This window comes from Portibacter lacus (genome assembly GCF_021533215.1).
GTDB classification, from domain to species: domain Bacteria; phylum Bacteroidota; class Bacteroidia; order Chitinophagales; family Saprospiraceae; genus Portibacter; species Portibacter lacus.
This window is the reverse complement of sequence record NZ_JAJNKA010000006.1, coordinates 406,983-416,446: the sequence shown is the minus strand read 5'-3', so window position 1 is coordinate 416,446 and position 9,464 is coordinate 406,983. Positions and strand designations below refer to the sequence as shown.

Annotated in this window: 10 protein-coding genes; 9 read left to right on the top strand and 1 reads right to left on the bottom strand. The window is 35.4% G+C overall.

What is annotated here, in order from left to right; all coding sequences use genetic code 11:
* Window positions 1–1,283: 1,283 nt before the first annotated feature.
* The 4 genes from L2586_RS12970 (at window position 1,284) to L2586_RS12955 (ending at window position 4,422) form a co-directional block, all read left to right on the top strand.
* A complete protein-coding gene (locus L2586_RS12970) occupies window positions 1,284–2,411 on the top strand; it encodes a dioxygenase family protein (RefSeq protein ID WP_235293335.1) in 1,128 nt (375 codons plus the stop codon).
* Between the two features lie 30 nt (window positions 2,412–2,441).
* The gene (locus L2586_RS12965) at window positions 2,442–2,846 is read left to right on the top strand and encodes an OsmC family protein (RefSeq protein ID WP_235293334.1); all 405 of its coding nucleotides are present in this window, start codon (window positions 2,442–2,444) and stop codon (window positions 2,844–2,846) included.
* 122 nt (window positions 2,847–2,968) lie between these two features.
* On the top strand, window positions 2,969–3,916 hold the full coding sequence (locus tag L2586_RS12960) for a helix-turn-helix transcriptional regulator (protein WP_235293333.1): 948 nt from the start codon (window positions 2,969–2,971) through the stop codon (window positions 3,914–3,916).
* A gap of 131 nt (window positions 3,917–4,047) precedes the next feature.
* The gene (locus L2586_RS12955; RefSeq protein ID WP_235293332.1) at window positions 4,048–4,422 is read left to right on the top strand and encodes a SnoaL-like domain-containing protein; all 375 of its coding nucleotides are present in this window, start codon (window positions 4,048–4,050) and stop codon (window positions 4,420–4,422) included.
* A gap of 90 nt (window positions 4,423–4,512) precedes the next feature.
* Here L2586_RS12955 and L2586_RS12950 read toward each other — a convergent pair whose 3' ends face one another.
* Window positions 4,513–5,106, bottom strand: coding sequence for a 2OG-Fe(II) oxygenase (locus L2586_RS12950; RefSeq protein WP_235293331.1), 594 nt, complete (start codon window positions 5,104–5,106; stop codon window positions 4,513–4,515).
* Window positions 5,107–5,414: 308 nt separating this feature from the next.
* On the opposite strand from L2586_RS12950, the gene L2586_RS12945 reads away from it, so the two are divergent.
* The 5 genes from L2586_RS12945 to L2586_RS12925 all read left to right on the top strand — a co-directional run bounded on the left by L2586_RS12945 (window position 5,415) and on the right by L2586_RS12925 (window position 9,436).
* Window positions 5,415–5,837: an ABA4-like family protein gene (locus tag L2586_RS12945; RefSeq protein ID WP_235293330.1), complete on the top strand. Its 423-nt coding sequence runs from the start codon at window positions 5,415–5,417 to the stop codon at window positions 5,835–5,837.
* Window positions 5,834–6,637: a hypothetical protein gene (locus tag L2586_RS12940; protein WP_235293329.1), complete on the top strand. Its 804-nt coding sequence runs from the start codon at window positions 5,834–5,836 to the stop codon at window positions 6,635–6,637. The genes L2586_RS12945 and L2586_RS12940 overlap by 4 nt, the downstream gene beginning before the upstream one ends.
* Window positions 6,638–6,640: 3 nt before the next feature.
* Entirely contained in the window at window positions 6,641–7,726 is a 1,086-nt protein-coding gene (locus tag L2586_RS12935; protein WP_235293328.1) for a sensor histidine kinase, read from the top strand.
* Window positions 7,707–8,459 (top strand): LytR/AlgR family response regulator transcription factor, encoded by a 753-nt coding sequence (locus L2586_RS12930; protein ID WP_235293327.1) that lies wholly within the window; start codon window positions 7,707–7,709, stop codon window positions 8,457–8,459. Before L2586_RS12935 ends, L2586_RS12930 begins: the two co-directional genes overlap by 20 nt.
* Window positions 8,460–8,818: 359 nt before the next feature.
* Complete coding sequence (locus L2586_RS12925; protein ID WP_235293326.1) at window positions 8,819–9,436, top strand: MarC family protein; 618 nt, start codon at window positions 8,819–8,821, stop codon at window positions 9,434–9,436.
* The last annotated feature ends 28 nt before the right edge of the window (window positions 9,437–9,464 follow it).

The following is a 9,464-nucleotide window of genomic DNA, read 5'->3' as shown; positions in this document are numbered from 1 at the left end:
AATGATGCTTTATTAAAATGGACAGGTAAGCCCGACATCTAAACAAACAATTCTCTATAGCCTATTCTCAACACTTTAATCTTCTGATTTACACTTTCCTCAAATTTGGAGGGACTACTTAGCCATTTTAATTCGAAAAAAGCGGAATAAATACCGAAGTCCTATGTCATTACCTTTTGTGTTATTTTAGATCTGTAAGCCGAGCAAGGCCGTGAGCGTATGCTAGGATTGCAGAGCTTATGGTCTAAGCTAAGTAGCTGTAATACATTCTAACAATGCCGGTGAGCTGCACCTTTGATTTTTTCTCTTGAGATTGTTACAAATAAAATCGGTACGCTGTACCTTGGTAATAAACTTACATATTCACTTGAAAATCTCGTACTGAAGTACGAGGTCCATTGGTGCTACGATATCAATGATGCTTTATTAAAATGGACAGGTAAGCCCGACATCTAAACAAACAATTCTCTATAGCCTATTCTCAACACTTTAATCTTCTGATTTACACTTTCCTCAAATTTGGAGGGACTACTTAGCCATTTTAATTCGAAAAAAGCGGAATAAATACCGAGGTCTTATGTCATTACCTTTTGTATTGTATTAGATCTGTAAGCCGAGAAAGGAAATGAGCACTAGCTAGGATTGCAGAGCTATTGGACTGGTAAAATGCTCGTTTTTTCTCGGACTAAAGTCCAAGGTCCTATGGTAGCTTAACTTTAATGATGCTTTATTAAAATGGACAGGTAAGCCCGACATCTAAACAAACAATTCTCTATAGCCTAATCTCAACACTTTAATCTTCTGATTTACACTTTCCTGAAATTTGAAGGGACTACTTAGCCATTTTAATTCGAAAAAAGCGGAATAAATACCGAAGTCCTATGTCTTTACCTTTTGTGTTGTATTAGATCTGTAAGCCGAGAAAGGATGAGAGCGTATGCTAGGATTGCAGAGCTTATGGTCTAAGCTAAGTAGCTGTAATACATTCTAACAATGCCGGTACGCTGTACCTTTGATTTTTTCTCCTGAGTTTGTTACAAACAAAATCGGTACGCTGTACCTTGGTAAAAAACTTACATATTCACTTGAAAATCTCGTACTGAAGTACGAGGTCCATTGGTGCTGAGCGATTGTTACAAACAAATTCACTAAGCTCTACCTTGATATTTTACCTTCTATTTTTAATAATAGAAATCATTTGGTAAATTTAGAAACATAAAACATTGAATTTCAACGGACGGAAATGACCATCTTTAGTTTTAGGTAACTGAGTATTTACAAATATGAAACATCTTTTGGCTATATTATCCATCAGTTTTTTAAGCTCACAATGTGCTGTCGATAGGACCATCTTGCCCTTAACCAATGAAGAAATAGAATCTTTAGAAAAATTTAGAGATATTGATTTATCACATCAAGTTCAGATCAGTGATTCATCTGAAAAAGGACAGAAATTATGGCTTTGTCTCACCTTCATTAATCAAGCGAATCAGAAACCGCTAAGCAAACAAAAAATTAAGCTCTATCACACTTCCTCCGATGGTCAGTATGATCCTGCTGATCCAAATGATGAGTCCACTGCTCGATTAAATGGAAGCGTTTTCACAAATGAAGATGGACAAATATTTGTTCAGACCATTTTACCTGGAGACTATGGTAGTTCTGCTGACAACCGACACATTCATACGACTGTTGAGGGAGCAAGTCCTGAAGCTTATGATATCCACTTCAAGCAATATATTACTTATATGGGTAAGAAATTCGTCCATGGGAGTGACCAGCATTTTCTTGCAGACCTGAAACAACTAGCAGATAGCACCCTAATTACCTTTATAACAATTGCAGTTAAACAACCCGTCCCAAGCAGTGAGAACGATGTCTCAAAAATACCTGATTGTCAATGGTGTGGCGCGAATGAAGCTTCAGCTAACTTGAAATGGGAAACAACCATAGCAGACCATAATGTACAAGGCGAAAGACTTATTATGGAAGGCACTATATATGAAAAAGATGGTGTAACTCCTGCTAAGGATGTTATCGTATATGCATATCATACGAATAATGATGGCCTCTATGAAAAGAAAGGGGACGAGACAGGAAATGGCGTTCGGCATGGATATTTACGTGGTTGGGCACTGACTAATAGTGATGGAAAATATAGGTTTCACACGATAAAACCTGCACCTTACCCCAATCATTCAGAACCAGCTCATATTCACATGACATTAAAGGGAAAGCATTTTGATGAATATTGGATAAATGCAACATGGTTTTCTGGAGACCAAATTATAACTAAAGAAATGACTAAAAAGCTTACTCGAACAGGTGGGTTTTCAAATATTATTAATTTAAATCTTAACGAAGAGGGAACTTGGGTAGGAAATAGAGATATTGTCCTTAATCCTCAATAGAGGCGCCTGACAATACAAAATTTAATCCATATGAAATATTCCGTCCATTCTACTTCAGTTGCCAAGACAAAAGGCAAAACCAGCATCAAAGAATCAGAAATTGTTTTCGGCCTTACTTCTGATTCCGCAGACACCTTAGCGAATCCAGCTGAGGTCTTTTTAAGCTCTCTTTCTGCTTGTATACTAAAAAGCTTAGAACGTTTTTCTTCCATTTTAAAATTTGAATACTTACATGCCGATATAGCCGTGAACGCCGTAAGATTAGAGAAACCTCCGAGAATGGATAAAATTTATTATGACTTAACGATCTACACGAATGAGGCGCATTTGAATGTAGAATTGCTTCAAAAGAACATTGAAAAATTCGGGACGATTTTCAACACCGTTAAGACTTCCTGTACTATTTCTGGTCAAATACACTTAGTTTCCGAATAAGCAAAAATATCTTATAGCTTTTACAATTGGGCCTATCGTATGTTGGTAATGGATGTTCGCTTAAAGAATTATTGACTTTGCGTTCAATTTGTATTTTTACTGTTCTAAACAGAATTTTCTAGATGAACAAATTCGACCGAATTATATCCATGCTCATAATGTTGCAAACCAAAAAAATCATAACTGCTTCAGATATTGCAGATCGATTTGAGACCAGTTTGCGGACCGTCTACCGAGATATTAAAACCCTAAAGAATGCAGGTATTCCTATCATCGGTGATCCAGGAATTGGCTATTCGATAACTGACGGATATAAACTTCCTCCGATCATGTTTAATGAAGGAGAAGCGCTGTCTTTATTGACCGCTGAAAAATTCATGGTTAATATCACAGATAACGAAACGCAGGATTATTATTCCTCTGCGATGAATAAAATAAGAGCAGTGTTACGAAGTTCTGAAAAACAAGCACTTGACATTCTAGATGATTCTATTGCGATTACTCAATATAAATTAGAAGAACATAAACCTTACTTACAGGAATTATTCAAGTGTATTGCAAGCAAGCAACTTATCCAGATCTCCTATGAAAAAGCAGGCGGTGGAAGTCCTTCTGAACGCATCCTCGAACCAATAGGTTGCTATCATCAATCTAACCATTGGTACCTCGTTGCATATTGCCAAGAGAAAAAAGACTACAGAACATTCAAGATTAACCGCATTCAAAATCTGACCTCTCTAGAAACGACGTATACCAGAACGCACATTAATCTTCAGCACTACTTGGAAGAACAAGCGAAGGCTTGGAAAGCACAACAAAAGGGACAAGTGGTCGAGGTCTTATTCGATCATTCTATCGCCGAACACGCTCAAAGAAGAAAATACTACTTCGGTCTAATAGAAGAAATTAACGAAGAAGATGGCATTCGAATGAAATTCTGGGTTCCATCTATAGAACTCATGGCCCGGTGGCTGGTTGCGTTTACGAATAAGGCACAGATCATCCAACCTAAAGCACTACATGATCGATTAGGAGAATTAGGTAAAGAGCTATTCGATCATTATCAATAATTTAAAAAAAATCAAGCCCCCAAAAACTTACTGACATACTGTTGTCATAGACCACATCTATATTTGTGTTATACAAAGGCGGAAATGATGAAAGAAGCCTAATTATCAAACTTAAATTAAATATGAACACAATGACAACACAAGAAATTGCAAACAGATTAGTAGAAATTTGCCGAACAGGCGATTATGGAAAAGCTATCCAAGAATTATATTCTCCAAGTATCGTAAGCGTAGAGCCAGAAGGAATTCCCAACAGAATCGTAAGTGGATTCGATGCGCTAGAAGAAAAAAGCAAAAACTTTAATGCGAAGATAGAAAGCATTAATTCAAGTGAAATCAGTGATCCTCTTGTGGCAGATAATATTTTTTCAGTTGCCATGCTGATGAATGTCAATATGAAAGGAGTCCCAGTGCCAGTAGATATGAATGAGATATGCGTATACACTGTTGCTGAAGGAAAGATTGTGAAAGAAGAATTCTTCTTTACGCCACAACCTCAAGGATAATAGATTAAAATCAAAGCATAGACATCTGCCTTATCTTGCGAGAACGCAGGGTAGGGCAGTTGTCATTTCCCGAGATTGGAATATCATGTACTAATTAGTCTTGAACCAACCCGTCACACTCATTCGAGGATTATAACTTAGAAGCACTTCATGTTCCAGCTCATTGCTTTTAAAGAATACACATCTTCCGTTAAGCGGAGAAATAATCTGAGAAGAGTTTTCATGGTAAATGCATAGTTCGCCACCATCAGAAGCCATCCAGTTTTCATTAAGATACATAATCATAGAAAAGGCTCTATTTTGATTATCTCGGAATTGATCAAGATGTCTCTTGTAGAAACTTCCTTTATCGTAGTAAGCGAAATGAAACTCATAACCTGTAATTCCTGAATAGCAAGTTCTATTGAGATATTTCACAAATTCGTCCATGATATCGAAGAAATCATTCTCATATACATTGTTATGATTTCGATCTAACCAGTAGATGAAATCGCTCCGAATTAGTTTATTCTCCAGGAATTTTGCATTGTTTCCTATGCCAGCAGCTTTCAACTGATTTTCTTGAAATAGCAATAATATGATTTCTCTGAGTTGCTTAGATAAATCGTCATTTAAGAATTGGTCTGATTGACCTACTTTGGTTTCTAAATAACTGTTGATAATGGACTCGAATATCTGTTCCAATAAATACCAATTAACGCCGACAGCATAAAACTATTAGCCTTGTAATGTTAATTTAAAATCCATTCAAAACAAAGCAAAAAATAGCAATAAATGATGCCTCTTAAAATGCGCCATATTAAATTTTGGAAAAGCTTTTTTTGCTTCTTAAATGAGGCTTAAAAACAGGAAAAACAATCAACACCGATTCTCAAATAAGATATTTTTATAAAAACCATGACACTTCAGACTACAAATGCGACGGTTCAACATTATTCCTTTTTCAGTGGGTCAATGTAACCGCATATTTATATCAACAAAACAATATAACAATGAATCCATCTGATGTTTTTTCAATAACAAATTTACTAGCCATGACTATGTGGCTCCTTATGATCATATTGCCTAAGTGGCAGGTTACTAGATTTTTAGTTGACTTCAAAATCATTCCCATTTTATTATCAATGGTTTATGCTACGTATATAACTCAATCCATTCTTGCAGGTGGAGGGCTTGATTTTGGTAGCCTTGAATCTGTAATGAAATTATTTACCAAGGAGGATGCAGTTCTCGCTGGATGGGTTCACTACTTAGCATTCGATTTGCTCGTCGGAATGTGGATTCTAGATCAAAATAAAACAATAAAGATTCCTCATCTAATCTTAGCTCCTTGCTTATTCGGGACATTCATGTTAGGCCCTGTCGGTTTCCTACTTTTTATAATCATAAGAGCAATTAAACTAAACAAGAAATGAATAATTTAAAGCAAGTATTCAGCACAGTAAAATCTTCAAGTCCTATATTATATTGGTTTGCCATGTTTATTTTATTGCTAGCAGGTCTAAGCTTCGTTGGTCTATTTACTGATGATCGGGTAGTGCAAGGTATAAGTGTATGGCTGAAACCACTTAAGTTTACCATTTCTACTGTGATATATATGATGACAGTTGGTTTTCTTATCAATTTTTACCCATATTCTAATCGAAAAAAGAAAATAATCAATGGAATCGTAGCTTGGACATTGCTATTGGAAATGATAATCATTCCATTACAGGGATTTAGAGGTGTGCAATCACACTATAACCAAAATACCTTGTTTGATGGAGTCTTATTTGGTTGTATGGGCATTTTTATCGGGATCAATGTTATACTTATGATGATTTTTATTGTTGATACAGTTCGCCTTAAACTCAACACTGAAAAATCTGTTCAATGGGCTATTTTCTTAGGATGGGCAGTTGTACTATTAGGAAGTTGGGTCGGTGGTCAAATGATCAGTCAAATGGCTCATAACGTTGGTGTGGCAGATGGAGGTGCAGGAATACCAATATTGAACTGGAGTACGAAAGGTGGTGATCTCAGAATTGCTCACTTCTTTGGATTGCATGGTATCCAAATTATTCCGTTATTCGCATTATGGGCTTCTAAGAAATGGAAAAATTCTAATAGGAATCAAGTTATTGCTGTTACAACTTTTTCTTTAATATATGCAGGATGGATAACTTATACTTTTTACCAGGCAAAACAAGGGATTCCCTTAATCGCAATTAACTAAAAAATGAAGTTAGTCAATAAAGAAAGAAGAATAAAGTACTTAGGTTTCGATGACAAATGGTTTATAATTATTGGGATCATAGTACTTAGTTTTATAGCGGACTTCATATTCAGCAATTCATTCGGCAGGGATCTCCCGATTGAGCATGCCTTGGTTAGTTGGAGTGTATCACTTTTTTTTTCAACGTTAAATTGGTTTGCCATTAGAGAAATAATGATTCAATTAAGGATTCGTTTTCCTGAGTATAAGGATACTTTTAAGCGAATTATCTTGTTTTCAATTGCGATAATACTAACAGTAATCTTAATTGATACTGCAGGTAGTGCTTTTCTAAAGAAAATAGCAGGACTAAATTTCAATCATATTGAAAAATCGAAAATCATCTCTATCATTATTATTAGCATGATGACGATGTCTATCTATGAAGCTATCTCCTTTTATGCGAAACTCCAAAAATCCATCCGTGATGAGGAGAAAGCCAAGCGAGCCATTGTTCAAATACAATTAGATGCACTCCGAAATCAAGCCCAGCCGCATTTCCTTTTTAATACATTGAATACACTTCGAGATATCATAGATCAGAATACAAAAGAGGAAGCTAAACAATTTGTTGATAAAATTGCTGATGTATATCGATTCATTTTGGAATCTGGAAGTGCCAATTTAATACCATTACATGATGAGCTAAAGTTTGCACAATCTTATCTGCATATTCAATCTGAACGTTTTGGAGAGAACCTAAAGGTGGTATGGGATATTCCATCTAAAACACTTAACCTGCTGATTGTTCCTATGAGTCTTCAACTCTTACTAGAAAATGCCATCAAACATAATGTGATTTCGAAAAATAAACCACTTCATATTAGCATTCAAGCAGCTGACGACCTTTTAATCGTAAAAAATAAAATACAACCGAAATCAACTCAAATGCCTTCTACCAAACTAGGCTTGAAAAATATCGAAAGGAGGTATGCATTGATTTCACATAAATCTATCGAAATTGTGAACGATGGGGAAATGTTTTCAATTTTCTTACCATTATTGAATGAGGCAGATCAAAAAAAAATTCATGAAGATATTAATCATTGAGGATGAGGCAAGAGCAGCTAATCAGTTGCAAATATTATTAAAAGAATGTTTCTTCAATTATGACTTGCTAGGGATCTTAGATTCAGTAGTGGATGTCATAGACTGGTATCAGAAAAATGCTGCTCCGGATCTTATTTTCATGGATATCCAGTTAGCTGATGGGTTGAGTTTTGAGATTTTTCAAAAGGTAAAAATCGAAGCACCCATCATATTCACAACTGCATTTGATCAATATGCTATTCAAGCATTCAAGGTAAATAGTATAGACTATCTATTGAAACCTATCCAAAATACCGATATGCAAGCAGCCATCGATAAGTTCACAAAAAATAATATGTCTACAGGTATAGACCAAGCAGTATTAAGCAAATTGCTTACGTCGATGCAAACTTCGAACCAACGAAAAGGCATATTAGTAAAAGATGGCAATGGCTTTATTCAGATCAGAACTGAAGATCTGCAATATATTTATTCAGAAGATAGTATAACCTTTGGAGTTACTAATGAAGGACGTTACATTATTGAAGAAACCATAGATCACTTAATCCAGTCATTAGATCCAGGTCAGTTTTTCCGCATTAATAGAGGACAGATAATATCTAAAACAGCTATAGAAAAGATCCAACCATACTTTAATCATCGAGTGAAACTGATGCTTCTCAATCCCAGAAATCAAGAGTTTATAGTAAGTCGACCTAAAACTGCCGAGTTTAAGTCTTGGCTGAATACATAATTAATTGATTCGGATTTAGTGAATCCGAGTTAAATTGGATTCTCCAATAAAGCAGAGGTTATTGAATCAAAAAATGTACATTTGCACCGAAAATAAAACCATCAACACACCACGAGGTTTATGGAATGAAATTTTTAAGTATTGCTATATCTATTCCTGGAAATGGTACGATAATAGAAGGAGTAAAATACACGAAAATTATCATGTTAGAAAAAGGCTAGAACAATTCTCCTGAAATGTGGTTAATGAGGAGCAAATGTCACTTGAGACGTGTGATGAGCACGATATAATTTTTTTTTAAGTGACATTGTATTTAATGAAAGGTAGCATGTGTTACAGAGGAGAATTAACAAAATAAAATGGAGGACCTAATAACATTTTCAATTACTGTTTTTACTGGATTTTTTGCAATAATGAACCCAATCGCAAATGTTCCTATTTTCACGTCTCTTGTCCAAGGTGCAGATACTGAAAAGCAAAAGGAAATTGCTAGCAAATCTACACTCATTGCCTTTATAATTGTGGTTTCCTTTGTCATCCTTGGACAGTTTATTTTTGAATTATTTGGAATTACTATTCCTGCCTTCAAAATTACCGGTGGAATTCTAATCTTTTATGTAGGTTTCGAAATGCTGCAATCCAAAAAATCATCTGTTAAACATCTCAAAAGTCCAAACATAGATGAAGACATAGCTATTTCTCCACTGGCAATACCGATCCTAGCCGGACCTGGCACAATTGTAACGGCAACGAACTACGTCACTGATGCGGATTTCGTGCAAACATTTATTGTCGTAGGTGTTTTTGGGCTAATGTGTGTAATCACCTATTTTGTCTTTATTCTAAGTGAGAAACTGGTTAAACTTGTCGGGAATAACTTCATCTCAGTCGTTGGAAAAATAATGGGACTGATCATTGCGATTATTGGAACGAACATGATCATAGAAGGCATAAAAATAACCTTCAACATAAGCTAATCCTATAACGCTTGATACAAGTTGCTAT

What these genes read in the sequence shown, in the direction of transcription:
- L2586_RS12940 (WP_235293329.1), top strand. Translation starts at nt 5,834, where the DNA reads ATGAATAATTTAAAGCAAGTATTCAGCACAGTAAAATCTTCAAGTCCT.
- L2586_RS12945 (WP_235293330.1), top strand. Translation starts at nt 5,415, where the DNA reads ATGAATCCATCTGATGTTTTTTCAATAACAAATTTACTAGCCATGACT.
- L2586_RS12930 (WP_235293327.1), top strand. Translation starts at nt 7,707, where the DNA reads ATGAAGATATTAATCATTGAGGATGAGGCAAGAGCAGCTAATCAGTTG.
- L2586_RS12960 (WP_235293333.1), top strand. Translation starts at nt 2,969, where the DNA reads ATGAACAAATTCGACCGAATTATATCCATGCTCATAATGTTGCAAACC.
- L2586_RS12970 (WP_235293335.1), top strand. Translation starts at nt 1,284, where the DNA reads ATGAAACATCTTTTGGCTATATTATCCATCAGTTTTTTAAGCTCACAA.
- L2586_RS12925 (WP_235293326.1), top strand. Translation starts at nt 8,819, where the DNA reads ATGGAGGACCTAATAACATTTTCAATTACTGTTTTTACTGGATTTTTT.
- L2586_RS12965 (WP_235293334.1), top strand. Translation starts at nt 2,442, where the DNA reads ATGAAATATTCCGTCCATTCTACTTCAGTTGCCAAGACAAAAGGCAAA.
- L2586_RS12935 (WP_235293328.1), top strand. Translation starts at nt 6,641, where the DNA reads ATGAAGTTAGTCAATAAAGAAAGAAGAATAAAGTACTTAGGTTTCGAT.
- L2586_RS12955 (WP_235293332.1), top strand. Translation starts at nt 4,048, where the DNA reads ATGACAACACAAGAAATTGCAAACAGATTAGTAGAAATTTGCCGAACA.